Annotated in this window: 21 protein-coding genes; 10 read left to right on the top strand and 11 right to left on the bottom strand. The window is 71.7% G+C overall.

The genetic code is table 11. The features are described 5' to 3' along the window. Positions 1 to 9: 9 nt before the first annotated feature. On the bottom strand, positions 10 to 2,391 hold the full coding sequence (locus GFH48_RS25585) for an MMPL family transporter (protein ID WP_228120924.1): 2,382 nt from the start codon (positions 2,389 to 2,391) through the stop codon (positions 10 to 12). A gap of 348 nt (positions 2,392 to 2,739) precedes the next feature. Here GFH48_RS25585 and GFH48_RS25580 point away from each other — a divergent pair, with 348 nt between their 5' ends. The 3 genes from GFH48_RS25580 to GFH48_RS25570 all read left to right on the top strand — a co-directional run bounded on the left by GFH48_RS25580 (position 2,740) and on the right by GFH48_RS25570 (position 6,808). Continuing rightward, on the top strand, positions 2,740 to 3,339 hold the full coding sequence (locus GFH48_RS25580) for a TetR family transcriptional regulator (protein WP_228121392.1): 600 nt from the start codon (positions 2,740 to 2,742) through the stop codon (positions 3,337 to 3,339). 670 nt (positions 3,340 to 4,009) lie between these two features. Next, complete coding sequence (locus GFH48_RS25575; RefSeq protein ID WP_153290491.1) at positions 4,010 to 4,249, top strand: heavy-metal-associated domain-containing protein; 240 nt, start codon at positions 4,010 to 4,012, stop codon at positions 4,247 to 4,249. A 267-nt stretch (positions 4,250 to 4,516) separates the two neighbouring features. Then, positions 4,517 to 6,808, top strand: a complete 2,292-nt coding sequence (locus tag GFH48_RS25570; protein WP_153290490.1) for a heavy metal translocating P-type ATPase — start codon at positions 4,517 to 4,519, stop codon at positions 6,806 to 6,808. A 564-nt stretch (positions 6,809 to 7,372) separates the two neighbouring features. Here the strand turns inward: GFH48_RS25570 and GFH48_RS25565 are convergent. The 4 genes from GFH48_RS25565 to GFH48_RS25550 form a co-directional block, all read right to left on the bottom strand. Beyond that, positions 7,373 to 8,662: a citrate synthase gene (locus tag GFH48_RS25565; protein WP_153290489.1), complete on the bottom strand. Its 1,290-nt coding sequence runs from the start codon at positions 8,660 to 8,662 to the stop codon at positions 7,373 to 7,375. Between the two features lie 254 nt (positions 8,663 to 8,916). Next, on the bottom strand, positions 8,917 to 11,211 hold the full coding sequence (gene recD2 / locus GFH48_RS25560; RefSeq protein ID WP_153290488.1) for an SF1B family DNA helicase RecD2: 2,295 nt from the start codon (positions 11,209 to 11,211) through the stop codon (positions 8,917 to 8,919). A gap of 75 nt (positions 11,212 to 11,286) precedes the next feature. Continuing rightward, a complete protein-coding gene (locus GFH48_RS25555; protein WP_153290487.1) occupies positions 11,287 to 11,487 on the bottom strand; it encodes a DUF397 domain-containing protein in 201 nt (66 codons plus the stop codon). Between the two features lie 8 nt (positions 11,488 to 11,495). Continuing rightward, positions 11,496 to 12,332, bottom strand: coding sequence for a helix-turn-helix domain-containing protein (locus GFH48_RS25550; protein ID WP_153290486.1), 837 nt, complete (start codon positions 12,330 to 12,332; stop codon positions 11,496 to 11,498). A 204-nt stretch (positions 12,333 to 12,536) separates the two neighbouring features. Here GFH48_RS25550 and GFH48_RS25545 point away from each other — a divergent pair, with 204 nt between their 5' ends. From GFH48_RS25545 to rbsD, 6 genes are all read left to right on the top strand, one after another. Further along, positions 12,537 to 12,941: an ATP-binding protein gene (locus tag GFH48_RS25545; RefSeq protein ID WP_153290485.1), complete on the top strand. Its 405-nt coding sequence runs from the start codon at positions 12,537 to 12,539 to the stop codon at positions 12,939 to 12,941. 214 nt (positions 12,942 to 13,155) lie between these two features. After that, the gene (locus tag GFH48_RS25540; RefSeq protein WP_153290484.1) at positions 13,156 to 14,247 is read left to right on the top strand and encodes a LacI family DNA-binding transcriptional regulator; all 1,092 of its coding nucleotides are present in this window, start codon (positions 13,156 to 13,158) and stop codon (positions 14,245 to 14,247) included. Continuing rightward, on the top strand, positions 14,244 to 15,788 hold the full coding sequence (locus GFH48_RS25535) for a sugar ABC transporter ATP-binding protein (RefSeq protein WP_153290483.1): 1,545 nt from the start codon (positions 14,244 to 14,246) through the stop codon (positions 15,786 to 15,788). The genes GFH48_RS25540 and GFH48_RS25535 overlap by 4 nt, the downstream gene beginning before the upstream one ends. Then, positions 15,778 to 17,730: an ABC transporter permease/substrate-binding protein gene (locus tag GFH48_RS25530; RefSeq protein WP_153290482.1), complete on the top strand. Its 1,953-nt coding sequence runs from the start codon at positions 15,778 to 15,780 to the stop codon at positions 17,728 to 17,730. Before GFH48_RS25535 ends, GFH48_RS25530 begins: the two co-directional genes overlap by 11 nt. Positions 17,731 to 17,820: 90 nt before the next feature. Continuing rightward, positions 17,821 to 18,720, top strand: a complete 900-nt coding sequence (locus tag GFH48_RS25525) for a ribokinase (protein WP_153290481.1) — start codon at positions 17,821 to 17,823, stop codon at positions 18,718 to 18,720. Then, complete coding sequence (rbsD, locus tag GFH48_RS25520) at positions 18,717 to 19,106, top strand: D-ribose pyranase (RefSeq protein ID WP_153290480.1); 390 nt, start codon at positions 18,717 to 18,719, stop codon at positions 19,104 to 19,106. The genes GFH48_RS25525 and rbsD overlap by 4 nt, the downstream gene beginning before the upstream one ends. Positions 19,107 to 19,226: 120 nt before the next feature. Here rbsD and GFH48_RS25515 read toward each other — a convergent pair whose 3' ends face one another. The 3 genes from GFH48_RS25515 to GFH48_RS25505 form a co-directional block, all read right to left on the bottom strand. Further along, complete coding sequence (locus GFH48_RS25515) at positions 19,227 to 20,087, bottom strand: hypothetical protein (RefSeq protein ID WP_153290479.1); 861 nt, start codon at positions 20,085 to 20,087, stop codon at positions 19,227 to 19,229. Positions 20,088 to 20,317: 230 nt separating this feature from the next. Further along, positions 20,318 to 20,731, bottom strand: coding sequence for a hypothetical protein (locus GFH48_RS25510; RefSeq protein WP_153290478.1), 414 nt, complete (start codon positions 20,729 to 20,731; stop codon positions 20,318 to 20,320). 254 nt (positions 20,732 to 20,985) lie between these two features. Further along, complete coding sequence (locus GFH48_RS25505; protein WP_153290477.1) at positions 20,986 to 22,005, bottom strand: ArsR/SmtB family transcription factor; 1,020 nt, start codon at positions 22,003 to 22,005, stop codon at positions 20,986 to 20,988. A gap of 335 nt (positions 22,006 to 22,340) precedes the next feature. Between GFH48_RS25505 and GFH48_RS25500 the strand changes: the two genes are divergently transcribed. Next, complete coding sequence (locus GFH48_RS25500) at positions 22,341 to 22,763, top strand: DUF937 domain-containing protein (protein ID WP_153290476.1); 423 nt, start codon at positions 22,341 to 22,343, stop codon at positions 22,761 to 22,763. An 82-nt stretch (positions 22,764 to 22,845) separates the two neighbouring features. On the opposite strand, the gene GFH48_RS25495 is transcribed toward GFH48_RS25500, so the two are convergent. From GFH48_RS25495 to GFH48_RS25485, 3 genes are read right to left on the bottom strand one after another with little or no spacing between them, the layout of a single operon-like run. Beyond that, positions 22,846 to 23,649, bottom strand: coding sequence for a sugar phosphate isomerase/epimerase family protein (locus tag GFH48_RS25495; protein WP_153290475.1), 804 nt, complete (start codon positions 23,647 to 23,649; stop codon positions 22,846 to 22,848). 59 nt (positions 23,650 to 23,708) lie between these two features. After that, on the bottom strand, positions 23,709 to 24,860 hold the full coding sequence (locus GFH48_RS25490) for a dihydrodipicolinate synthase family protein (protein WP_153290474.1): 1,152 nt from the start codon (positions 24,858 to 24,860) through the stop codon (positions 23,709 to 23,711). Further along, the gene (locus GFH48_RS25485) at positions 24,857 to 26,008 is read right to left on the bottom strand and encodes a Gfo/Idh/MocA family protein (RefSeq protein ID WP_153290473.1); all 1,152 of its coding nucleotides are present in this window, start codon (positions 26,006 to 26,008) and stop codon (positions 24,857 to 24,859) included. The genes GFH48_RS25490 and GFH48_RS25485 overlap by 4 nt, the downstream gene beginning before the upstream one ends. Positions 26,009 to 26,104 lie beyond the last annotated feature (96 nt).

Below are 26,104 nucleotides of genomic sequence, written 5' to 3'. Positions count from 1 at the left end.
GGATGAACGCTAACCGCGCGCCTCGACCTTGTCCCGGTCCCGGTCGTCCGCCTCCTCGCCGTGGCCGCCCGCTTCGTCCGCCTCAGTGGCGGCCGGCTGCCGCGCTTCGCCCTCGCTGAGTCCGAACCGGTCGTGGAAGCGCCGCAGTGGCGCCGGCGCCCACCAGGTCGCGCGCCCAGTGAGGCGCATGACCGCCGGGACCAACAGGCTGCGCACGACCATCGCGTCCATCAGGACGGCGAGCGCGATGCCCAGTCCCAGCATCTTGGTGTTGGTCACGCGCGAGGTGCCGATCGCGACCATCACCACCGCCAGGATGACCGCGGCCGCCGTGATCAGTCCGCCGGTGCGCTGGAGGCCGAAGCGGACCGACTCCCGGTGGTCGCCCGTGCGGTCGTACTCCTCCTTCATGCGGGAGAGGAGGAAGACGCCGTAGTCCATGGACAGTCCGAAGGCCACGCAGAACATCAGCACCGGGAGGGTCGTCTCGATCGATCCCGGGCTGGTGAAGCCGAGAGGGCCGGAGAGGTGACCGTCCTGGAAGACCCAGACCACCGCGCCGAACATCGCCGTCAGGCTGAGCGCGTTGAGCAGCACCGCCTGGACCGGGATCAGGACACTGCCGGTGAGGAGGAAGACCAGCAGCAGCGTGACGATCGCGATGAAGGCCGCCGCCCAGGGGAGCCGGTCGGCTATCGCGTGCTTCGAGTCGACCAGGACCGCGGCCGTGCCGGTCACCGACGTACGGAACGGGGCGTCCGTGGCGCGCAGTTCGCGCACCAGACGCTGGGCCCCGTCGCCGACGGCCTCGCCCCTCGGCTGCACCGTGAAGTACGCGGCGCCGCCCTTCACCAGGGGACCGTCCACCCGCAGCGCCTCGGGGAGAGCGGCGATACGGCTCTTGTACGCCGCGTACTGCGCCTCGGTGGCCCGGCCCTCCGCGAGCACCTCCAGCCCGCCGCCGGGGCTGCCCGGGAAACCGTCCCGGATGTGCTGCTGGACGACGTGGGACGGCGCGCCCGAGGGCAGCTGCCGGTCGTCCGCCGTGCCGAACTTCACGCCCATGAAGGGCAGGCCGAGGACGATCAGTCCGACGGTGGTGGCCACCGCGAAGACCGGTGCCCGGCGCATGACCAGGGAGGCCATGCGTCCCCATGCCGCACCGTCGCCGGACGTGCGGGGCCCACCGCGCCGGAACAGGCGCCGCAGATCCAGGGAGTTGACCCGGTGGCCGAGCAGTACCAGGGCCGCCGGGAGCAGGATCAGGGCGGCCGCGGCGGCCAGCAGCACCACCGCGATGCCCGCGTAGGCGAAGGACCGCAGGAAGTACTGCGGGAAGAGCAGCATCGCGGCCAGCGACACGGCGACCGTGAGGGAGGAGAACAGGACCGTGCGGCCCGCCGTGCGCAGCGTGGTGGCGACGGCGGTCACCGGCTCGGCGCCGGTCGCCAGCTCCTCGCGGAACCGGCGGACGATGAACAGGGCGTAGTCGATCGCGAGGCCGAGCCCCAGGGCCGTGGTGAGGTTCATCGCGAAGACCGAGACGTCGGTGAACTCCGTGAGGCCGCGCAGCACGGCGTTCGTCCCCAGGATCGCGATGATGCCGACAGCCAGCGGCAGCAGCGCCGCGATCGCGCTGCCGAAGACCATCACCAGCAGCACGAGGGTCACCGGCAGGGCGATGAACTCGGCCCGGGTCAGGTCCTCCCGGATGGTGGTCTGCATCTCGTGCTGCACGGCGACGGGGCCGCCGACCTTGATCCCGACCGGGCCGTGCGTGCCCCGGTAGGAGGGAGCGAGACGGTCCAGGGTCTCGCTCGCCGCCTTCTCGTCGCCCGTGATCCGCGCGGCTATCAGCGCCTCGTGGCCGCCCTCGGCGCGCAGCGCCGGGGCGCCCGACTCCCAGTAAGAACCGACTCCCGTGACTCCCCGCTCGGTGGCGAGCCGTGCCGTCAGCCGCTTCGCCTCGGCCGCGACCGAGGGATCGTCGACCGAGGCCCGCCCGGAGTCGACCAGGAGCAGCAGATTGGGCTGGGAGGCGGGGAACTCCCGCTCGAGCGCCTTCGTCGCGTACGTCGACTCGGCGGTCGGGTCCTGCCAGCCGCCGCTGCCCAGCCGGTCGGCGACGCCGCTGCCGGCGACCACCGCGAGGGCGGTGAGCAACAGCGCGACGAGCAGGGACAGCCGGGGCCGCCCGGTCACGAACCGGGTCCAGCCCCCTACCCGGGGAGCGTCACCCGCCCGGGGACCGCCGCCCGCCCGCGTGCCGTCCGCGAACGCGACCTCGTCCCTGGGCGGGTCACCGTCCGCGCCGCCCTCTCCTCCTCGCGCGCCCCTCCCGCGCCCCGCGCCCCCGCCCCGTCCCTGATCTGCGCTGTTGACTTCGGTCATCGCGCGGTGTCCCCTTCACCGTGACCCCGTGTCCGTGCGTCCGCGTCCGTCCGTGCGCTCAGGCAGCATGGGTCGGTCATTGCCATAGAATCGACAAACACGAGAGATCGCTCGCGTTTCACCAGAATGCGAGCGACCGCTCGCGTTTGTCAAACACGTTCGGAGAGTTGGGGATAACTCGTGCCCGACAAGCCCGAGAAGCGGCCCACCGCCCACGAGCGGACCGCCGGGAAGCGGACCGCCGGGAGCCGGGCCACCGAGGAGCGGGCCGTCGCCGAGCCGGCCTCCGGCGACCGGACCGCCGAGGACGAGCGGCCCCGCCGACGGCAGGCCCGCGGCGAACGCCGGATCGCCCAGCTGCTGGAGGCCGCGGCCTCCGTCTTCTGCACCACCGGCTACACCGCCGCCAGCACCAACGCGATCGCCCGAGAGGCGGGCGTCTCGCCGGGCACGCTGTACCAGTTCTTCCCGAACAAGGAAGCGATCGCGATCGAGCTGGGCGACCGGCTCATGCACGAGATGCGGGCCACCTACGGCGAGGCGCTCGGCCCGGTCGCCCCCGCGACCACGCTGGAGGACGCCGTCGGCGCCGCCGTCGACCGCTTCGTCGACTTCAACTGCGAGCACCCCGTCTTCTTCGCGCTGATGCACGGACCCGACATCCCCGGCCGTATCGCCGAGGAGCACGACGCGCTGCACCTGACCCTGGTCTCCCGGGTCGAAGGACTGCTCTCCGCGTTCCTGCCCGACGCGCCCGCCGCCGGCGTCACACGTACGGCGCAGGTGTGCCTGGGCATCTACAAGGCGGGGCTCGAACTGATCCTCGCCCACGAGGGGGCCGAGCGCGCCGCGTACGTCCAGGAGCTGAAGAACGTCCTGTTCCGTTACGTCGAACCGCTGACCGACGGCAGGGCGCTCGCCACCGACGCCGTCGCCACCCGGCCCTGACACCGCGCGCCCCGCCCCAACCCCGCCGCACGCGACCCCGTCGCGCACCACTCCGCCCCGCACCACTCCGGCCGCTCCGTTCCGACCTGCGCGGCCCCACTCCGTACCGCCGGGTCCGGCCCGGTCCCACTCCGTACCGCCCGGACCCGCTCCGCCCTGCCCACCCCAGCCCGCCCCGCCCCGCCCCCGGCCGACTCACCTCGTCGGCGGGGCGGACACCGCGACGGGCGCGATCAGTACAGGCGGCGCCGTACCGCGACATCGCGACTGTCTGCCATAGGGTTCGGACAAATCGACCCGAGACCGCCGAGACCCCTCCCCCGGAACGGGCCCGGATCCGGGCCCGCCGGACCTCCGCGCCCGAGCCCGAGGGGCAAGCGGCACCCCGGAACGGCGCCCGGCGCGCCCGCGACTCGCATCCCCCCACTCGCCACCCCGCTCGACGGCCCGCCGAGACCCTGCTTGGAGAAATACCCCCTAGGGGTATAACCTGGTGACCATCGAGGGGAACCCTGAGACCTCAGGGCCCCTTCGGCCCACACGCGCCGCGGGCGTCACGCACGCGGCGCACCCCGAACGCCGTACGCACCACCGGGACCACCGGCACCACAGCCACCAGACCCGCGACCCATCCCGACCGCCCCACACACGCCTCGACGAGGAGCACGCCATGACCGCGCAGACCGAGACCCAGGGTTCCATCACGGCCGTCTACCAGGTGAGCGGCATGAGCTGCGGGCACTGCGAGGGCTCCGTCTCAGGTGAGATCTCCGGGATCGCCGGCGTCAGCTCGGTCCAGGCCGTGGCCGCGACGGGCGAGGTCACCGTGGTCTCCGTCGCGCCGCTCGACGAGGAGACCGTGCGCGCGGCGGTCGACGAGGCGGGCTTCGAGCTCGTCACCAAGGCCTGACCCTTCAGCCCCGGCCCTCCCTGCTGAAACCCCACCGGGACCCCGCCGGAACCCCACCGGGACCCCGCCGGAACCTCACCAGGACTCGCCGGTACCCCGTAGGTCCCGACGTCAGCCCCTCCCGTCGCACACCCGTCGCACCCGTCGCACCCGTCACGCCACGCCCTCCCGCGTCGCACCCCCGTTCCACCCAGCTCTCCACACCGGGCCGTACCGACCAGCTGATACTGGCTCCGTACGGCCCGGCTCATTCCCTGGAGCCGCACCATGACCACCGCAACACCCGAGTCCCCCATAGCGAAGACGCCCCCGACCGCCTCCCCGGCCGCCGCCGACCCAACCGCCATCGCCGTAGTCGAACTCTCGATCGGCGGGATGACCTGCGCGTCCTGCGCGGCCCGCGTCGAGAAGAAGCTCAACCGCATGGACGGTGTCACCGCCACGGTCAACTACGCGACGGAGAAGGCGAAGGTCTCGTACCCGGAGGGGGTACGGGTCGCCGACCTGATCGCCACCGTCGTGAAGACGGGATACACGGCCGAGGAACCCCCACCGCCGCCGACCGGCGCGCCGGAACCGGCCGCCACCGCCGCCGAGGACCCCGAACTCGCCTCCCTGCGCGAGCGGCTCGTCGTCTCCGTCCTGCTCGCGCTCCCCGTCGTCCTGATGTCGATGGTCCCCGCGCTCCAGTTCGACAACTGGCAGTGGCTCTCGCTGACGCTCGCCGCGCCCGTCGTCGTCTGGGGCGCGCTGCCGTTCCACCGGGCCGCGTTCACCAACGCGCGGCACGGCGCGGCCACCATGGACACGCTCGTCTCGGTCGGCACGCTGGCCGCGTTCGGCTGGTCGCTGTGGGCCCTGTTCTGGGGCCACGCGGGGATGCCGGGCATGCGGCACGGCTTCGAGCTCACCGTCGCCCGCACGGACGGATCGTCGACGATCTATCTCGAGGTCGCCGCCGGGGTCGTCGCGTTCATCCTGCTCGGCCGCTACCTGGAGGCCCGTTCCAAGCGGCGGGCGGGGGCGGCGCTGCGGGCGCTGATGGAACTGGGCGCCCGGGACGTGGCGGTGCTGCGGGACGGCCGCGAGGTGCGCGTCCCCGTCGAGCGGCTCACGACCGGCGACCGTTTCGTCGTACGGCCCGGCGAGAAGATCGCCACGGACGGCACCGTCGTCGAGGGCGCCTCCGCGGTGGACGCCTCCATGCTGACGGGCGAATCGGTGCCGGTCGACGTCACGGTGGGCTCGGTGGTGACGGGCGCGACCGTGAACGCCGGGGGCCGGCTCGTCGTCGAGGCGACCAGGGTCGGGGCCGACACCCAGCTCGCGCGGATGGCCCGGCTCGTCGAGGACGCGCAGAACGGCAAGGCCGAGGTGCAGCGGCTCGCCGACCGCATCTCCGGCGTCTTCGTGCCGGTGGTCCTGCTGATCGCGCTCGGCACCTTCGCGGTCTGGCTCGGCGCCACGGGCGACACGGCCGCCGCCTTCACCGCGGCCGTCGCCGTGCTGATCATCGCCTGCCCGTGCGCGCTCGGCCTGGCCACCCCGACCGCCCTGATGGTCGGTACCGGCCGCGGCGCCCAGCTCGGCATCCTCATCCGGGGCCCCGAGGTCCTGGAGTCCACCCGCCGTGTCGACACCGTCGTCCTGGACAAGACCGGCACGGTGACGACGGGGCGGATGACGCTGCGCGAGGTGTACGTCACCGCGGGCGGCGACGAGAAGGACCTCCTGCGGCTCGCAGGCGCCCTGGAACACGCCTCCGAGCATCCGGTGGCCCGGGCGATCACCGCGGGCGCCCAGGAGCGGGCTGGGGCCCTTCCCGCGGTGGAGGACTTCGAGAGCACCCCCGGGCTGGGCGTGCGCGGGCGCGTGGAGGGTCACGACGTCCGGGTGGGGCGGCCCGGTCCGGAACCGCTCCCGCGGGAGCTGGCCCGCGCGAAGGCGGCCGCCGAGGCGGACGGCCGGACGGCCGTCGTGGTCACCCGGGACGGGGAGGCGCTCGGCGTCCTGACCGTCGCCGACACGGTCAAGGAGACCAGCGCGCAGGCCGTGCGCGAACTGCGCGCCCTCGGGCTCACCCCCCTCCTGCTGACCGGTGACAACCGGGCGGTCGCGGAGTCGGTGGCGCGCGCCGTGGGCATCGACCCCGGTGACGTCGTCGCCGAGGTGCTGCCGCGGGACAAGGTCGACGTCGTCCGGCGCCTGCAGGACGAGGGGCGGACCGTGGCGATGGTCGGCGACGGGGTGAACGACGCGGCCGCGCTCGCCACCGCCGACCTCGGACTGGCGATGGGCACGGGCACGGACGCGGCGATCGAGGCGAGCGACCTGACCCTGGTCCGCGGGGATCTGCGGGTGGCGGCGGACGCGATCCGGCTCTCACGCAGGACGCTGTCCACGATCAGGGGAAATCTGGTCTGGGCCTTCGCCTACAACGTGGCGGCGCTGCCGCTCGCAGCGGCCGGACTCCTCAATCCCATGATCGCGGGGGCCGCGATGGCCTTCTCGTCCGTGTTCGTGGTGACGAACAGCCTTCGACTCAGGACATTCTCATGACGACGGAGCAAGAGTCCCCCTAGAGTCCAACGGGAGCCTCACATAAGCTCTTCACAAGGCTCGCGCATCTTCCTTACGCTTGGCCCCCGATTCCCGTTTCGGGGCTCTTGCGTATCTTCAGGACATACGCAAGAGATACAGATCACAGTGATGTGAACGTAACCAGCGAAGGGGTTCGTGAGTCTAAGTTGGCGATGCCAGAGACGTCTTGGGGGGCGTTTCTGACATCTGGGGATGTCTTGGGGGACGTTCCCGGAACTGCGTTGCCGGGGCACGTACAGCGGGGAGCTTTGAGCGGCCCTCCCGTCGGTACGCGTCCCGGCAGAGCGCACCGGAGCGCGTGCGGGAGCACGCGGTAGCACGAAGAGTTCTGCTCGTTTTGCTCGCAGCGATTCAGGCGCTGTCCACAGACGCCCGGCCGGATCCCGTGGGGGGAATCCGCACCGGGACAAGGAAAGCGCCCTGACTGCCGGCCCGTGGGGGGACCGGTAGCAGGGCGCTTTCCGTTTTGCTCAGGTTGCTCTGGTTCGCACTCTTCGCACGGCTATGCGCGTACGAAGATGATCAGCGGGCCTCGACCGGCACGAAGTCGCGCTCGACGACACCCGTGTAGATCTGCCGCGGACGGCCGATGCGGGAGCCGGGCTCCTTGATCATCTCGTGCCACTGGGCGATCCAGCCCGGAAGGCGGCCGAGGGCGAACAGGACCGTGAACATCTCGGTCGGGAAGCCCATGGCGCGGTAGATCAGGCCCGTGTAGAAGTCCACGTTCGGGTAGAGGCTGCGCGAGACGAAGTAGTCGTCCGAGAGCGCGTGCTCCTCCAGCTTGAGCGCGATGTCCAGCAGTTCGTCGGACTTGCCGAGCGCCGAGAGGACATCGTGCGCGGCCGCCTTGATGATCTTCGCCCGGGGGTCGAAGTTCTTGTAGACGCGGTGCCCGAAGCCCATCAGGCGGACGCCGTCCTCCTTGTTCTTCACCTTGCGGATGAAGGAGTCGACGTCGCCGCCGGAGGCCTGGATGCCCTCGAGCATCTCCAGCACGGACTGGTTGGCGCCACCGTGCAGCGGGCCCCAGAGGGCGGAGATGCCGGCGGAGATCGAGGCGAACATGTTCGCCTGCGAGGAGCCCACCAGACGCACGGTGGACGTCGAACAGTTCTGCTCGTGGTCCGCGTGCAGGATGAGCAGCTTGTCGAGCGCGGAGACGACGACCGGGTCGAGCTCGTACTCCTGGGCGGGGACCGAGAAGGTCATGCGCAGGAAGTTCTCGACGTACCCGAGGTCGTTGCGCGGGTAGACGAAGGGGTGGCCGATCGACTTCTTGTAGGCGTACGCCGCGATCGTCGGAAGCTTGGCGAGCAGGCGGATCGTCGAGAGGTGACGCTGCTTCTCGTCGAACGGGTTGTGGCTGTCCTGGTAGAACGTCGACAGGGCGCTGACCACCGACGACAGCATCGCCATCGGGTGGGCGTCGCGCGGGAAGCCCTGGAAGAATCGCTTGACGTCCTCGTGCAGCAGGGTGTGCTGCGTGATCTCGTTCTTGAAGGTGGAGAGCTCGTCCACGTTCGGCAGTTCGCCGTTGATCAGCAGCGAGGCCACCTCAAGGAAGGTGGAGCGCTCGGCCAGCTGCTCGATCGGGTAGCCGCGGTACCGGAGGATGCCCTGCTCACCGTCGAGATAGGTGATCGCGGATTTGTAGGCGGCGGTGTTGCCGTACCCACTGTCCAGCGTCACCAGTCCGGTCTGGGCGCGGAGCTTCCCGATGTCGACGCCCTTGTCGCCGACGCTGCTGTCGATCACCGGGTAGGTGTACTCGCCATCGCCGTACCGCAGTACTACAGAGTTGTCGCTCACGTCATCCCTCACCGACGTTGTGCCTCTTCTTCGAGGTGCCCTGACTGTCTCTACCATCCCCCATTTGGCCCTGGAGAGTGCACTCGGGGTCGACCATTGGGCCTATTGGCGGCACTGAGTGCCGCCAACCTACTCATCCTGCCCCTCTTCGCCCTGGTTCCGGAAGTGGTGTGTGACCTTTGCGACTCGTTTGATCGATCATTTTTTCGGACACCTGGCCGAACGGGCCGCACCCCGCTACCGGCGGGAACCGGTCAGGGCCGGTGGGCCGCCTCCGGAACGGGCCCCCGGGACAGGGGACGGCCCCCGAGGCGGAAGGACAGGGCCGTACAGCGCCTGCCGGCCGACACCGTGCGCACGGCCTGGCCGATCGCCTTGCGGGAGCCGACGAGGACGACCAGCTTCTTGGCCCGGGTGACCGCCGTGTAGAGGAGGTTGCGCTGGAGCATCATCCAGGCCCCCGTGGTGACCGGGATCACCACCGCGGGGTACTCGCTGCCCTGGGAGCGGTGGATCGTCACCGCGTACGCGTGGGCCAGCTCGTCCAGTTCGTCGAAGTCGTACGGAACCTCCTCGTCCTCGTCGGTCAGCACCGTCAGACGCTGTTCGACCGGATCGAGCGAGGTCACGACGCCCACCGTGCCGTTGAAGACGCCGTTCTCGCCCTTCTCGTAGTTGTTGCGGATCTGGGTGACCTTGTCGCCGACGCGGAACACCCGGCCGCCGAAGCGCTTCTCGGCGAGCTCGGGGCGCGCGGGCGTGATCGCCTGCTGGAGCAGGCCGTTGAGGGTGCCCGCGCCGGCCGGCCCCCGGTGCATCGGCGCCAGCACCTGCACGTCCCGGCGCGGGTCGAGCCCGAACTTGGCCGGAATCCGCCGGGCCACCACGTCCACCGTGAGCCGCCCGGTCTCCTCGGTGTCGTCCTCGACGAAGAGGAAGAAGTCCTTCATGCCGTCGGTGACGGGGTGCTGCCCGGAGTTGATCCGGTGCGCGTTCGTCACCACCCCGGACTGCTGGGCCTGACGGAAGATCCGGGTCAGGCGGACCGACGGAACGGGGCCGCCCTCCGCGAGCAGGTCCCGCAGGACCTCGCCCGCGCCCACGCTGGGGAGTTGGTCGACGTCTCCCACGAACAGCAGGTGGGCGCCCGGCGGCACCGCCTTGGCCAGCTTGTTGGCGAGCAGCAGATCGAGCATGGAGGCCTCGTCCACGACCACCAGGTCGGCGTCCAGGGGCCGGTCCTTGTCGTACGCCGCGTCGCCGCCCGGCTTCAGCTCCAGCAGCCGGTGCACCGTCGAGGCCTCGGCGCCCGTCAGCTCGGCGAGCCGCTTGGCCGCGCGGCCCGTGGGCGCGGCGAGGACCACCTTCGCCCGCCTGGCGCGCGCCAGTTCCACGATCGAGCGGACCGTGAACGACTTGCCGCAGCCGGGGCCCCCGGTGAGCACGGCGACCTTGCTGGTCAGCGCCAGCCGCACGGCCTCCTCCTGCTCGGGCGCCAACTCCGCGCCCGTACGCCCCTTGAGCCAGGTCAGCGCCTTGCCCCAGGCCACGTCCCGGAAACCGGGCATCCGGTCCTGGTCGGCGCGCAGCAGGCGCAACAGTTGTGCGGAGAGGGAGAGTTCGGCGCGGTGGAAGGGCACCAGATAAACCGCCGTCACCGGCTCACCGCCGTCGGGACCGGGCACCTTCTCCCGTACGACACCGGGTTCCTCGCCGTCCTCCGGGGGAGCGGCGAGTTCGGCCAGGCACTCGATGACCAGGCCCGTGTCCACCTGGAGCAGTTTCACCGCGTCCGCGATCAGCCGCTCCTCCGGGAGGTAGCAGTGCCCCTGGTCGGTGGACTGCGAAAGGGCGTACTGAAGGCCCGCCTTGACGCGCTCGGGGCTGTCGTGCGGGATGCCGACGGACTGGGCGATCCGGTCGGCGGTGAGGAAGCCGATGCCCCAGACGTCGGAGGCGAGCCGGTAGGGCTGGTTCCGCACGACGGAGATCGACGCGTCGCCGTACTTCTTGTAGATGCGGACCGCGATCGACGTCGACACCTCGACGCTCTGGAGGAAGAGCATGACCTCCTTGATCGCCTTCTGCTCCTCCCAGGCGTCGGCGATCTTCTTCGTCCGCTTCGGGCCGAGGCCGGGGACCTCGATGAGCCGCTTCGGCTCCTCCTCGATGATCCGGAGCGTGTCGAGCCCGAAGTGCTGGGTGATGCGGTCGGCGAAGACCGGGCCGATGCCCTTGACCAGGCCGGAACCGAGGTAGCGGCGGATGCCCTGGACGGTGGCCGGCAGGACCGTCGTGTAGTTCTCCACCGTGAACTGCTTGCCGTACTGCGGGTGGGAGCCCCAGCGGCCCTCCATCCGGAGCGACTCGCCGACCTGCGCGCCGAGCAGCGCGCCGACGACGGTCAGCAGGTCCCCCGCGCCGCGGCCGGTGTCGACGCGCGCGACCGTGTAGCCGCTCTCCTCGTTCGCGTAGGTGATCCGCTCCAGCACGCCTTCGAGGACGGCCTGCTGCCGTTCGCCTGTGGGAGTCCCCGCCTGGTGAGCCATGATCCGACGGTACCGGTGGGCACCGACAGGGGGGACCCGGCCCGGGACGCCGGCGGGAGGGGCGCCCCCGCCCGCTCACCGCCGCCGGGCCGGCCCCCCGGGCGCCTGCTTCAGGGATTCGAGGAAGGCGGTGAAGGTGGGGGTGGGGAAGGTGAGGGTGGCTCGGGCGGGGGCTTTCGAGTCGCGGATGGCTGTGCTGGTGGAGGTGGTCGCGATCTCCACGCACTCGTTGCCGTCACCGGGGCCCGAGTAGGACGACTTCCGCCAGTTGTCCATGGGGTTCCTCATAGCTCTTTCGTCAGCCGGTGGATGAACTCGCGCGACTGTCCGGGGTCGAGTGACGCGCCCTCCACTTTACGGAAGCTCGTTCGATAGGTGTCGAGCTGGGCTTCGGAATCGAGGAACGCCGACCCGTGCAGCGCGTCGCGGACCACTGTGTCCAGCCTGGACAAGGGACCGCCCACGTACGCCATCGTGCTCGAGGCTCCCGCGAAGCCGTCCAGGTCCAGGGGGATGACGCGCACGGTGACGTGGTCGGCCTCGGAGAACTCCACCAGTCGCGCCAGTTGGACCCTTGAGGTGGCGCGGTCGCCGACTCTGATCCGAAGCGCCGCCTCGTGGATCACCGCCTCGTACGGGATGGTGACCTGCTGACGTGCCTTTCGGTGCTGGATGCGCACCTCGATCTCGTCGCTGGTGAGTTCGGGCAGCCGGGACGAGAAGACCGCACGTGAGTAGTCCTCCGTCTGCAGCAGTCCCGGTACGTACAGGATGGCGACGTGGCGCTGAAACCGTGCGTGGTGCTCCAGCTCGGACAGGTCGAGGAATGACGTGGGGAGCAGGCCCCGGTACTCCTCCCACCAACCTCGGGTGCGGTCGATGGCCATCGCCACCAGAGCGTCGATGAACTCCTCGTCGGTACAGGCATAGTGCGAGGCGAAGCGGCGCAGCCGCTGCTCGCTCACACCCACGAGCCCCGCTTCGATCTGGCTGATCTGGACGCGACTCGTGCCGAGCAGGGCCGCCGCCTCGGTGGCGCTGAGTCCCGCTGTCTCGCGGAGCCTGCGCAGTTCGGTGGCCAGGCGCATCTGACGTGCTGTCGGTTCGCGCCTCAGGACCATCTCGCTCCTCGGTTCAACACGCTTGCTGATGCGACTCGTTCGAGGGGCAGATTACGCGATCGGCTTGCCCCGGATTAAGTGTTAGCCGTACCGTCGGTGACGCAACACACACGCAGCGGAAGCGCACCGCCCCGTCCCGCCATGACGGATGCAGCAATGCCACCGTGCGTGCATTTCCCCCACCGTCACCGGAGTTGATGACGCATGCCCGAAGCATGGGAGTACACCCTCACCATCCCCAACGACCTCCGCGCGGTCACCGTCAGCCGCCGCACCCTCCGGCTGATCCTCACCGCCCATGGGCTGATCGGCCTGGTCGACGTCGCCGAGCTGCTCGCCACCGAGCTGGTCTCCAACGCCGTACGGCACACGAAGGGACCGGCCGCCCTGCGGGTGCGCTGGGCGCCGCCGGGCACCCTGCGGCTCGGCGCGTGGGACGCGGACCCCGAACCGCCGGAGCCGCCACGGCCGTGGGACCGGTTCGCCGAACGGGAGGAGGGGCGGGGGCTGGCACTGGTGCAGGCATGCTCGGACCTGTGGGGCTGGCAGCCCTTGTCCAGGTTCGGCAATCGGGGCAAATACGTGTGGTGCGAGCTGGCCGCGGCGTGATCCCCGCCCCGCCGCCGACACGAGAGACCCGGCGAGCGGGGCACCCCTTCAAAACCCCTGCCCACAGGTGCCGCCGGCCCTCCCGCGACTCCGATGGGACCCGGGTCACGTTCATCACGATCCGGTCTCAGAAGGTCTTTGGACCCTTGCCCGAAAGCCGTGTAATCGATTCCAATCCTCCGTGTAATCGATTCCACGAGGAGGTGGGGCGGTCATGGCGAGCATCAAGGATGTCGCCGCGGAGGCGGGTGTGTCCGTCGCCACGGTCTCCCGTGTGCTGAACGACCACCCGTCGGTCAGCCCGGACGCACGTACCCGTGTGATGGCGGCCGTACAGAGGCTGGGCTACCGCCCGAACGCCGTCGCCCGTTCGCTGCGCACCGACCAGACGCGCACCCTGGGCCTGGTCATCAGCGACGTGCTCAACCCGTACTTCACCGAACTGGCCCGCTCCGTCGAGGAGGAGGCCCGCTCCCTCGGCTACAGCGTGATCATCGGCAACGCCGACGAGCGCCCCGAGATCGAGGACCACCACGTACGGACCCTGCTGGACCGGCGCATCGACGGTCTGCTGGTCTCCCCCACCGACGGCGGCTCCCCCGGGATGCTGGACGCGGCGCGCGCCGGCACCCCGATGGTCTTCGTGGACCGCTGGATCGCCGGCGTGGACGTACCCGTCGTACGGGCGGACGGACGCACGGCCGTACGTGACCTCGTCGCCCATCTGCACGGTCTCGGACACCGCCGGCTCGCCATCATCGCGGGCCCCGCGGCGACCACCACCGGCAGTGAGCGCGTGGAGGCGTTCCGGGAGGCGCTCGCCGCCCACGGTCTCGCCCTGCCGGACGCCTACATCGGGCAGGGCGACTTCCAGGCCGAGAGCGGGCGCCGCGCCACCGAACGGTTCCTCGACCTGGCCGAACCGCCCGAGGTCGTCTTCGCCGCCGACAACCTGATGGCGCTCGGCGCGCTGGACGCCGTCCGGGCGCGCGGGCTGCGGGTGCCCGAGGACATCGCGCTCGCCGCCTTCGACGACATCCCCTGGTTCGTGCACACCGATCCCCCGATCACCGCGATCGCCCAGCCGACCGGCGAGCTGGGCCGGGCCGCCGTACGCGCGCTCGTCGACCGGATCGAGGGGCGCCCCCCGCAGTCCGTCACCCTCCCCGCCCGTCTCGTCGTCCGCCGCTCGTGCGGCGAACCGCCCCCGGTGCGGACGACCCCCGTACAACCACCCCCCGAACAACCGACCCCCCCAGAGCCGACCCCCGCACAGCAGTCCCCCGTACAAAGGAGCCAGTCGTGAGCAACCAGGACGAGTTGCTGCGCATCGAGGGCATTCGCAAGACCTTCCCCGGCGTGGTCGCGCTGGACAGCGTCGACTTCGATCTGCGCCGCGGCGAGGTGCACGTGCTGCTCGGCGAGAACGGCGCCGGCAAGAGCACGCTGATCAAGATGCTCTCCGGCGCCTACCAGCCCGACTCCGGGCGCGTCCTCGTGGACCGCGAGGAGGTGCGCATCCACGGCGCGCAGGACTCCGAGCGCCTCGGGATCGCCACCATCTACCAGGAGTTCAACCTCGTTCCCGATCTGACGGTCGCCGAGAACATCTTCCTGGGACGGCAGCCGCGCCGCTACGGACTGATCGACCGCCGGACGATGGAGGCCGAGGCCGCCGCGCTGCTCGAACGGGTCGGCGTGAACGTGTCGCCCCGCGCGCGGGTGCGTGAACTCGGCATCGCGCGCCTCCAGATGGTCGAGATCGCGAAGGCGCTGAGCCTGGACGCGCGCGTCCTGATCATGGACGAGCCGACCGCGGTGCTCACCTCCGAAGAGGTCGAGAAACTCTTCGCCATCGTGCGCCAGCTGCGCGAGGACGGGGTCGGCATCGTCTTCATCACGCACCACCTGGAGGAGATCGCTGCCCTGGGGGACCGGGTCACGGTCATCCGCGACGGCAGGAGCGTCGGCCAGGTGCCCGCGACCACGCCCGAGGACGAACTGGTCCGCCTCATGGTGGGCCGTTCGATCGAGCAGCAGTATCCGCGTGAGCGCCCCGAGGCCGGGACCGCCGCCGGCCCCGCGTTGCTGGCCGTCGAGGGGCTGACCCGGGACGGTGTCTTCCACGACGTGAGCTTCGAGGTGCGGGCCGGTGAGGTCGTCGGCATCGCGGGGCTCGTGGGCGCCGGGCGTACCGAGGTCGTCCGCGCGGTCTTCGGCGCCGACCCGTACGACAAGGGCGCCGTGAAGGTCGCCGGCGCCCAGCTGCGCCGGCACGACGTGAACGCGGCGATGCGGGCCGGTATCGGGCTCGTCCCCGAGGACCGCAAGGGCCAGGGACTTCTCCTGGACGCCTCCGTCGAGGAGAACCTCGGCCTCGTCACCATGCGGACCGCCACCCACGCCGGACTCGTCGACCTCAGGGGTCAGCGGGTGGCCGCCGCGCGGATCGCCGAGCAGCTCGGCGTCCGGATGGCCGGTCTCGGCCAGCACGTACGCACCCTGTCCGGTGGCAACCAGCAGAAGGTCGTCATCGGCAAGTGGCTGCTGGCCGACACCAAGGTGCTGATCCTCGACGAGCCGACCCGCGGCATCGACGTCGGCGCCAAGGTCGAGATCTACCAGCTCGTCAACGAACTGACGGCCGCGGGCGCGGCCGTTGTGATGATCTCCAGCGATCTGCCCGAGGTGCTCGGTATGAGCGATCGGGTGCTGGTGATGGCCCAGGGCCGGATCGCGGGCGAACTGTCCGCGGCCGAAGCCACGCAGGACTCCGTGATGGCACTCGCCGTCAGCACACCGACCACCAACTCTGAAACCGCTGTGGAGGGCTCCCGTGGCCACTGACACGCTCAAGAGCACATCGGGCGCGAGTGGCGCCTCGGCGGTCCGCCGCCTCCTGCTCGACAACGGAGCGCTCACCGCGCTCATCGCCCTCGTCATCGCGATGGCGGCACTGTCCGGCGACTTCCTGACGACGGACAACCTGCTCAACATCGGCGTCCAGGCGGCCGTGACCGCCATCCTCGCCTTCGGCTCGACCTTCGTCATCGTCGCCGCCGGCATCGACCTGTCGGTCGGCTCGGTCGCCGCGCTCTCCGCCACCGTCCTCGCCTGGCTGGCGACCTCGCAGGGCGTCCCGGTCTGGTTCGCGGTGATCGTCTCGATCGCCGCCGGCATCGCCGTCGGCCTGATCAACGGCGTGATGATCGCGTACGGGAAACTGCCGCCGTTCATCGCGACGCTCGCCATGCTCTCGGTGGGCCGCGGTCTGTCCCTGGTGATCTCGCAGGGCAGCCCGATCGCCTTCCCGTCCTCGGTCTCGCACCTCGGTGACACCCTCGGCGGCTGGCTGCCCGTGCCGGTCCTCGTCATGATCGTCATGGGTCTGATCACGGCCGTGATCCTCGGTCGTACGTACATCGGCCGCTCCATGTACGCCATCGGCGGCAACGAGGAGGCGGCCCGCCTCTCCGGCCTCCGGGTGAAGAAGCAGAAGCTCGCCATCTACGCCCTGTCGGGTCTGTTCGCGGCCGCCGCCGGCATCGTGCTCGCCTCCCGGCTCTCCTCCGCGCAGCCGCAGGCCGCGCAGGGCTACGAACTCGACGCGATCGCCGCGGTCGTCATCGGCGGTGCCTCGCTCGCGGGCGGCACCGGCAAGGCGTCCGGCACCCTGATCGGCGCGCTGATCCTCGCGGTGCTGCGCAACGGCCTCAACCTGCTGTCCGTCTCCGCGTTCTGGCAGCAGGTCGTCATCGGTGTCGTGATCGCGCTGGCGGTGCTGCTCGACACGGTGCGGCGCAAGGCCGGGGCGACCCCGGTGGCCGCCGGGACCGGTTCACCGGGCAACCGGGGCAAGCAGGCGGCGACGTACCTCATCGCGGCCGTGGTCGCGGCGGCGATCGTCGGTGCGATGTCCTTCGTGCACGGCGGCTCCTCCTCGACGGCGACGAAGAAGGTGGGCCTGTCGCTCTCCACCCTGAACAACCCCTTCTTCGTCCAGATCAAGAAGGGCGCGCAGCAGGAGGCGAAGAAGCTCGGGGTGAGCCTGACGGTCACCGACGCGCAGAACGACGCCTCCCAGCAGGCCAACCAGTTGCAGAACTTCACCAGTTCGGGCCTCGGTTCGATCATCGTCAACCCGGTGGACTCGGACGCGGCGGGCCCGTCGGTCCGCTCGGCGAACAAGGCCGACATCCCCGTCATCGGTGTCGACCGGGGCGTGAACAAGGCGGAGACGGCCGCGCTCGTCGCCTCCGACAACATCGAGGGCGGCAAGCTGGGCGCCAAGGCGCTCGCCGAGAAGCTCGGCGGCAAGGGCAAGATCGTGATCCTCCAGGGCCTGGCGGGCACCTCCGCGAGCCGTGAGCGCGGCGCGGGCTTCGCCGAGGGCCTGAAGGCCTACCCCGGCATCAAGGTCGTCGCCCGGCAGCCCGCGGACTTCGACCGCACCAAGGGCCTCGACGTGATGACGAACCTGCTCCAGGCGCACCCCGACGTCCAGGGTGTCTTCGCCGAGAACGACGAGATGGCGCTCGGCGCGATCAAGGCGCTCGGTTCGAAGGCCGGCAAGTCGGTCTCGGTCATCGGCTTCGACGGCACCCCCGACGGGCTGAAGGCGGTCAAGAACGGCACGCTGTACGCCTCCGTGGCCCAGCAGCCGACGGAACTCGGCCGGATCGCGGTGGAGAACGCGCTGAAGTCCGCCGAGGGCAAGAAGGTCCAGAAGACCGTGATGGTGCCGGTGAAGGTGGTCACGGCGCAGAACGTGGCCGGGTTCACCGGCTGAGCCGACCGGCGGTGGGGGGCGGCCGGACGGTCCACACGACCGACCGGCCGCCCCGGCCCACTTCACCTCACCCATACAGGGAGACAGTTCATGTACGACTACGACCTGCTGGTCGTGGGATCGGCCAACGCGGACCTCGTCATCGGGGTCGAGCGGCGGCCCACGGCCGGCGAGACGGTGCTCGGCTCCGACCTCGTCGTCCACCCGGGCGGCAAGGGCGCCAACCAGTCGGTCGCCGCCGCCCGTCTCGGGGCCCGTACGGCCCTGCTGGCCCGGGTCGGCGACGACGCGCACGGCCGACTGCTGCTCGACTCGCAGCGGGCGGCCGGCGTCGACACCGCGGGCGTGCTCGTCGGCGGCGCACCCACCGGCGTGGCGCTGATCACGGTGGACCCGTCCGGGGACAACAGCATCGTGGTCTCACCGGGCGCGAACGGCCGGCTGACCCCGGAGGACGTCCGGGCGGCCGCGAGCCTCGTGCGGGCCTCCCGGGTGGTCTCGGCGCAGCTGGAGATCCCCTTGGAGACGGTCGTGGAGACCGTACGGACGCTCGCCCCCGGCAGCCGTTTCGTACTGAATCCGTCGCCGCCCCGGCCGTTGCCCGCCGAGGTGCTCGCGGCCTGCGACCCGCTGATCGTGAACGAGCACGAGGCCCGGGTGGTACTGGGTGACGGTGCGGGCCCTGAGCCCGAGGACTGGGCCACGGCCCTGCTCGCCCTGGGCCCGCGCTCGGTGGTCGTCACGCTGGGCGCGCGGGGCGCACTGGTGGCGGACGCGCACGGAGCCGTGCGGGTGCCGTCGGTGCGGGTGGAGACCGTGGACACCACGGGCGCGGGGGACTCGTTCACCGCGGCGCTGGCCTGGCGGCTGGGGCGCGGCGAACCGCTGTCCGCCGCCGCCGCGTACGCGGCCCGGGTGGGTGCCGTCGCCGTCACCCGCCCCGGTGCCCAGGAGTCCTTCCCGACCGCCGAGGAGGTCGAGTCGTTGTGAAGAGAGCCGGAATTCTGAACCGCCATCTCGCGGGCGCCCTGGCCGAACTGGGCCATGGGCACGGGGTGCTGGTGTGCGACGCGGGCATGCCCATACCGGAGGGGCCGCGCGTCGTGGACCTGGCCTTCCGGGCCGGGGTCCTGTCGTTCGCCGAGGTGCTCGACGGGCTGCTGGCCGAGCTGGTGGTGGAGGGCGCCACCGCCGCGCGCGAGGTCCACGGGGCGAACCCGGAGGCCTCCGCGCTGCTGACCGCCCGCTTCCCCGCCCTGGACCTGGTCCCGCACGAGGAGCTGAAGTCCCTGTCGGCGGGCGCGCGGCTGATCGTCCGCACCGGGGAGGCACGGCCGTACGCGAACGTGCTGCTGCGGTGCGGGGTGTTCTTCTAGGGTTCGCCGGAGCCCCGTCGTCCGCCCGGAGGGCATGTCGGGGCTGGTGCGGCGGGCGGGACCCGCGCCGTGCGCGGGACGCCCCGGAGGCCGGTTCCGGGCGGCGCCCCGCCGTATCGGCTAGGGGGCCGGGAAGACCAGACTCAGCCCGTGCTGCCGCGCGGCCCGGTGGAGCGACGGGACCAGGGTCGCGCGCACGGTGCGCGCCTCTGCGGCGTGGTCGGTGAGGAATCGGGCGCGCAACCGCAGTCGGGCCGGTTCGCGGACGGCCTCGACGGGGCGCATGCAGTCGGCGTACGCGCTGCCGAGGGCGCGTTCGACGGCGGGCAGCCGGTCGGGGGCGGCGGTCTGTTCCTGGGTATCGGCGACGGCGAAGAAGCCGTTCTCGTCGCGGGCCCGGATCCCGTGTCCGGCCAGGCAGCCGGGCAGGGTGCGCAGGGCCCGCAGCACGGCGGGATCGTGGCGCAGCGGGACGAGGGTGTCGAACCACCGGCCCTGGAGCGCGGCGTAGGTGTCGCGCAGCGCCGTGGCGGCGCCCGTGCCCTCGGCGAGGCAGCGGCGTACGGCGGCCGACTCGCCGGAGCCACCACCGTCACCGATCCCGCCACGCGCACCGGTACCGGTCGCCGCCGGTCCGGCCGCGGGTACCGCGGCGCTCTCGCTCAGCCCGTGGCGGGCGACGAAATCCAGGTCGGGGAGCTCGTAGTACCGGATGAACGTGACCGGGGCCCGCGCCGGAAGAGCGATCCCGTGCTCGCGCGCGCACGACGCGGCCGCGGCACGCGCCTCCTGCCGTACGAAGACGTCCAGTCCCTGCGTCCAGCGGGTCTCGGCGCCGGTCGCGGGCAGGACCATGCGGACCGGGTCGTCCGGCAGCGCGGCGCTGAGGCGGGCGGCGGACGTCCGCGCCGCCGCGGGCGGGGCCGCGTGCGGGGCGGGGCCGGCCGTACAGGCGGCGGCGAACAGCGCGAGGACGGCCACGGCCGAGACCCGCGCGGCGGTCCGGGACCGCCCCCGGTCGCGAACACGGGCTGTGGACCGGCGCCCGCGGGCCGGTCGGACCGTCCCCATCACTTCCCCCACCTCCCGCACCTCCCCTTCCGTCATCTCCCCGCCTCCCCCATGTCCCCGGCGGGGGTGCCGCCGGCCTCTGCCGACGGCACCCTGTGCGACAGGGGACGCGGGTCGGCGGACGCCCGCTCCGCCACCGGTCAGTGCGTGATCTTGACGGAGTCGCCGCCGTCGAGCTGGCTCGCCACCGTGAACGGGGTGTTGTCGGAGACGTCGGTGCACAGCCAGTACGTCGAGTCGTTGACGCTGTGACTGCCGTCCGAGGCCCAGACGTAACCCTTGGTGCAGGTGTGCCAGACGCCGCTGGAGTTGCGCAGCCGGCCGGCGTAGTAGTCCCCGTACGGGGAGGTCGAGTCGTCCGAGTAGGTGAGGTTGAGGTCGCCGCAGCTGCTGCTGGCGGACTTGTTGCGGATGGTTCCCACGCCTTCGTTGCCCCCGGTGGTGAGCGTCGAGGTCACGCAGGCCTGCGGGGCGGCGGAGGCCGCGGGAGCGAGCGTCAGACAGGTCGCGGCGGAGACGAGCGCGAGCGATCCGGCGGCGATGGCTCTGTTCATGCTTCCCCTTTTCGGTCTTCCGGTCTTCCGGTCTTCGGTCGTGCACACGACCGTGGGTCCGGACGGGCGGTGGCCGCCGCGTCCGGAGTGCACGCCGCAGACGCTCGCAGAGCGGGCCCGTGCGGACCACGACCTTCGACCGGGCTCGAAAGTCCCCGGCCGGACGGCGGAGTCCCTTGCTCCGGCGGTGACCGTGCGGCCCGTGGGTCCGCTGGGACGGACCGGGACGCGCTCGGTCCGCCGCGGGCGGTGGGTCATGACCGGAACTCGACGTGTGTGGCCGAGGGGCCTTCCGGGGCCACCGGTGTCCGGCGGAGCATCGCCGCCCCCAGCGGGGTGAGGGTGTGCAGCACGGTGTTGTGCCACCGCCGGCTGGTGATCAGACCCGCGTCGCGCAGCACCGTGGTGTGATGCGTGGCGGTGGAGGGCGAGACCCCGAGGAAGCGGGCCAGCTCCGAGGTGGTCGCGCCGAGGGCCAGGGACCGCAGGGCGGCGGCCCGGGTGCCGCCCAGCAGCGCGGCGAGGGGGGCGTCGGCGGCCGGCGCGGCGGCGGGCGGGCGGGAGGTGTGCAGGGGATAGATCAGCACCGGCCGCAAGGTGTCGTCGGCCATCGAGATCGGCGACTGCCAGCAGAAGTACGACGGGACCAGGCGCAGTCCGCGGCCGCCGAGATACAGGTCGCGGTCCTCCACGTAGTCGACGTGGAGGACCGGTGGCCGCCAGCGCATGACCGGCGACAGACCGGCGAGCAGCCCGTCGATGCCGGTGTCGAGGGTCTGGCGGGCCCGCAGCGCGCGCTCCCCCGCGATTCCCGCGCAGATGCGGTCGTGGTGCGGCGCGATGACCGCTTCGTGGTAGGCGCGCAGGGCCTTGACGAGTTCCTCACGGGTGCCGCGTTCCACCAGCCGGGGTGCCCAGGACGGGGCTCCGCTGAGCCGGTCCAGCAGGCTCACCTCGTGGGCGACGCGGGCGGCCGGGGTGTCGACGATCGCCGCCAGTCCCCGCTCCAGCCCGTCGGCGGCCTCGTACGGGGTGAGGAAGTCGGGGAGGTACAGCGCGCGCGGCAGGACCGGGACGAGCAGCCGGCGGACCACCGCGCCGAGTCCGGTGCCCGCGAGGGTGTCCCGGGTGGTGCGGTACCAGTCGGCGTACGCCCAGCGCCCGCGCGTGGTCTGGAGTCTGTGCAGGCTACAGGTGATCTCCCAGAGCGGGTCGGGAGTGCCCGCCACCCGGATACGGCTGAAGTCCTCGGGCGTGAAGTGGATGCGCAGCACGGGATCCGCCCCCCGTATCGACCGTCGTCCGGCTCAGGGAGCAGCGTGGGCGTCCGGCGTCACAGAGGCAACGGGCGGATTCGGCCGCTCCGCGCGGGTCACGGTCCATGCCCCGGTCCCGGCCATGAGCGGGGACCGGAACACTTCGAGGGGGCCCGGTCCGTCGACCTGGCCCCCTCGGGTTCCCCTCCGTATCAGAACCCCCGCGATCCCCCCGGATCCCCCTCCAGAAGTCCTGATGCCACGTACGACACACCAGGTGCGGGGAGGGTTGTACGGACTTCCCGGATTTTTTCGGCGTGCCGACCGACCGGGGTGCACGTAGCGTTTGCGGCATGAACGAGGAGCCGCTCCAGAAGGATGTGCTCGACGCGCTCGACGACGCCGGGCTCCAGGAGATCGCGGGTCTGCTCGGCACGGACGCGGCCGGGGCGCGCGAGGTCGTGGGCACGACGGTGTCGGAATTCTCGGGAGGTATCCAGGACCGCGCGGTCACGGATCCCGGTGAGGTCCAGCAGGCGTACGCGGAGGCGCAGGAGGCCCCGCTGAGCGGTGTGGCCACCCTGGGCGGCCTGGGTGGCATGGGTACCGGGGGCCTGATGGGCGGCCTGCTCGCCCGCATCAGCAGGCCGGTCGCGAACGCGGTCGCCAGGAAGACGGGGCTGCCTCCGGCGACGGTGGCGCGGGTGATCGAGCTGGTGATCCCGGTGCTGCTGTCGGTCCTGACCAAGCGGGCCGCCCGCGGAACACGGAAGTGACCTCCGCGCTCCGACGACAGGCGCGGAGCGCCCGGCACCACTGACCGGCACCGGCCGCCACCCGTCCACCACACCTGCGCGGCTACCGGTGACCGGCGTGCTCCACGAACCGCGCCACCGTCTCCGCCAGCACCTCCCGTCCGTCACGGGCCCACAGCACGTCGTTGAACAGCTCGACCTCGATGGGACCGGTGTAGCCCGCCGCCTCGACGTACCCCCGCCACTCCCGCATGTCGACGACTCCGTCGCCGATCTGGCCGCGGCCGTCGAGGACGCCCTCGGGCAACGGGGTCGTCCAGTCGGCGAGTTGGAAGGTGTGGATACGTCCGGACGCCCCCGCGCGGGCGATCTGGGCGGGGGCGGTGTCGTCCCACCAGACGTGGTAGGTGTCGACGGCGACGCCCACCTGGTCGGCGGGGAATCGCTCCGCGAGGTCCAGGGCCTGGGCGAGGGTGGAGACGACACAGCGGTCGGCGGCGTACATCGGGTGCAGGGGTTCGACGGCCAGCCGTACGCCGTGCGCGGCGGCGTACGGACCCAGCTCCGCCAGCGCGTCGGCGACGCGCTCACGGGCGCCGCGCAGGTCCTTCGAGCCGGCCGGCAGACCGCCGGAGACCAGGACCAGCGTGTCGGTGCCGAGTGTCGCGGCCTCGTCGACCGCGGCGCGGTTGTCGTCCAGGGCGCGGGCGCGTTCGGCGGGTTCGGTCGCCGTGAGGAACCCCCCGCGGCACAGTGTCGTCACCGACAGACCCGCGGCACGCACGAGCCTGGCGGTGGCCCCGGTGCCGTGGGAGCGGACCGGCTCACGCCAGAGCCCCACACCCCGGACACCCAACTCGACGCACGTGGAGACGAGTTCGGGCAACGTGAGCTGCTTTACGGTCATCTGGTTGATGCTGAACCGCTCAAGAGCGTCGCTCGTCCGGTTCACCGGGCTCTTCGGGTTCACTGGTCCACTCCGTACAGTGCGAGCAGGTTCTTCACGCGGTCCTCCGCCAGGGCCGGGTCGGGGAACAGGCCCAGCCCGTCGGCCAGTTCGTAGGCCCGCGCGAGGTGCGGGAGGGAACGGGCCGACTGGAGGCCGCCCACCATCGTGAAGTGCCGCTGGTGTCCGGCGAGCCACGCCAGGAGGACAACTCCCGTCTTGTAGAAGCGGGTCGGCGGCCGGAAGAGGTGACGGGACAGCTCGACGGTGGGATCGAGCAGCTCACGGAACCCCTTCGCGTCGCCCGTGTCGAGCACGCGCACCGCCTCGGCCGCCAGTGGTCCCAGCGGGTCGAAGACGCCCAGCAGGGCATGGCTGAAGCCCTGTTCGTCGCCCGCGATCAGTTCGGGGTAGTGGAAGTCGTCGCCCGTGTAGCAGCGGACCCCGTGCGGGAGCCTGCGGCGGAGTCCGACCTCGCGCCGGGGGTCGAGGAGGGAGACCTTGACGCCGTCGACCTTGTCGGGACGGGCCGCGACCACCTCCAGGAAGACGTCCGTGGCCGCGTCCGGATCGCTCGACCCCCAGTAGCCCTCCAGCGCCGGGTCGAACATCGGGCCCAGCCAGTGCAGGACCACCGGCCGGGAGGCCTGGCGCAGGAGATGCCCATAGACGTCGAGGTAGTCCTCGGGGCCCCGCGCGGCGGCGGTCAGCGCCCGCGAGGCCATCAGGACGGCCTGCGCGCCGGTCTCCTCGACGAGCGCGAGCTGCTCCTCGTACGCGGCGCGGACCTCCGCGAGGGAGCCGGAGGTGATCTGGTCGGTCCCCGCTCCGCACACGATCCGGCCGCCTGCCGCCTTCGCCTCCGCGGCCGACCGGCGGATGAGTTCGGCCGCGCCCGCCCAGTCCAGGCCCATCCCGCGCTGGGCGGTGTCCATCGCCTCGGCGACACCGAGCCCGTGGGACCACAGGTGGCGGCGGAAGGCGAGGGTGGCGTCCCAGTCGACGGCGGCGGGCGAGTCGGGGGACACGTCGGCGTACGGGTCGGCGACGACGTGCGCGGCCGAGAAGACCGTACGGGAGGTGAAGGGCGCCCCGGCGGTGAGGGCGAGCGGCTCGGCGCGCGGCTCGTACCGCCTCACCCCGCCCGTCGGGTCCGGCAGCCGGACGGTCACAGCGAGATCTCCGGTACGTCGAGACGGCGGCCCTCGGCCGAGGACTTGAGGCCCAGTTCCGCGAGCTGGACACCGCGGGCGCCGGCCAACAGGTCCCAGCGGTAGGGCGCGTCCGCGTAGACGTGCCGCAGGAACAACTCCCACTGGGCTTTGAAACCGTTGTCGAACTCCGTGTTGTCGGGGACCTCCTGCCACTGGTCGCGGAAGGAGTACGCGGCTGGGATGTCGGGGTTCCAGACCGGCTTGGGGGTGGCGGAGCGGTGCTGGACACGGCAGTCGCGCAGCCCGGCGACAGCAGATCCCTCCGTGCCGTCGACCTGGAACTCGACCAGTTCGTCACGGTTGACGCGCACGGCCCAGGAGGAGTTGATCTGGGCGACGGCACCGCCCTCCAGCTCGAAGACGCCGTACGCGGCGTCGTCGGCCGTCGCGTCGTACGGCTTGCCCCGCTCGTCCCACCGCTGCGGGACGTGGGTGGTAATGAGCGCCTGGACGGAGGTGACCCGGCCGAAGAGCTCGTGCAGGACGTACTCCCAGTGCGGGAACATGTCGACGACGATGCCGCCGCCGTCCTCGGCGCGGTAGTTCCAGGAGGGGCGCTGGGCCGGCTGCCAGTCGCCCTCGAAGACCCAGTAGCCGAACTCCCCCCGCACGGACAGGATCCGCCCGAAGAAGCCGCCGTCGATCAGACGCTTGAGCTTCAGCAGCCCCGGGAGGAAGAGCTTGTCCTGCACGACCCCGTGTCTGACGCCCTTCGCGCCCGCGAGCCGGGCCAGTTCCAGGGCGCCGTCCAGCCCGGTGGCGGTCGGCTTCTCGGTGTAGACGTGCTTCCCGGCCGCGACGGCCTTCCTGATGGCCTCCTCGCGGGCGGAGGTGACCTGCGCGTCGAAGTAGAGGTCGACGGCCGGGTCGGCGAGGACCGCGTCCAGGTCCGTCGACCAGTGCTCCAGCCCGTGCCGCTCGGCGAGCGCCCTCAGCGCGTGCTCGCGGCGGCCGACGAGGACCGGCTCGGGCCACAGCGTCGTGCCGTCACCCAGATCCAGGCCGCCCTGGTCGCGCAGGGCGAGAACCGAGCGGACGAGGTGCTGGCGGTACCCCATGCGTCCCGTCACGCCGTTCATGGCGATACGCACCGTCTTGCGTGTCACGTCATCCCCTTCGTACGCGGGTTCAGCGCCGCGTACGCCCCACTGACGAGCGCGACAGCAAGCGCTTTCTATCCAAGGGAGAAGCTAGCCTCTGTC

Origin of the sequence: Streptomyces fagopyri, assembly GCF_009498275.1 — a bacterium.
GTDB lineage: Bacteria > Actinomycetota > Actinomycetes > Streptomycetales > Streptomycetaceae > Streptomyces > Streptomyces fagopyri.
The sequence above is the reverse complement of the archived record's forward strand: the minus strand, read 5'-3'. Positions and strand labels throughout refer to the sequence as shown.